The sequence below is a fragment of the Nitratidesulfovibrio liaohensis genome, assembly GCF_011682075.1.
GTDB classification, from domain to species: domain Bacteria; phylum Desulfobacterota; class Desulfovibrionia; order Desulfovibrionales; family Desulfovibrionaceae; genus Cupidesulfovibrio; species Cupidesulfovibrio liaohensis.
Map to the genome: position 1 here is coordinate 1 of NZ_VSMK01000786.1, position 531 is coordinate 531.

Annotated in this window: 1 protein-coding gene; it reads left to right on the top strand. The window is 72.9% G+C overall.

Annotated features, from left to right (window positions below; genetic code table 11):
* Positions 1-174: 174 nt before the first annotated feature.
* The coding region (locus FVW27_RS19185) for an SAM-dependent methyltransferase (protein ID WP_243838587.1) at positions 175-531 on the top strand (357 nt) is incomplete at its 3' end.

Consider the following 531-nt stretch of genomic DNA (forward strand, 5'->3'; position numbering starts at 1 on the left):
CTCAGCCCGACAGACATGCGGTGAAGCCGCCCTGCGGGTTCCCAAGTCCGCAGCGCGGGGCGTCACCGTGGCCGTGGCCTTCGCCCCGGCTGCCGCCGCCCCGGACGGCGATCTCCGCGCTCCTGCCGCATCCTCCCAAACCGCCCCGACCTCTCCAACCGGCGAGACCACACCATGACCATAGCCCCCTTGCGCGTCATCGGGCTGGGCCCCGGCGACGCCGCCCTGCTCACCCCGCAGGCCCGCGCCGCCATTGCCGCGTCCGACTGCATCGTCGGCTACACCCTGTATGTGGAACTGGTGCCGGAAGAACTGCGCCATGGCCGGGAAGTGCTGGCCACCGGCATGATGGCCGAGATGGAACGCTGCAACGCCGCCATCGACGCCGCCCTGGCGGGCCGCGCCACCTGCGTGGTCTGCTCCGGCGACCCCGGCGTGTACGCCATGGCCGGGCTGGTGTTCGAACTGCTGGACCGGCGCGGCCTGGTCCACTTGGCCCACGCGGTGGAGGTGGTGCCCGGCGTGCCCGGT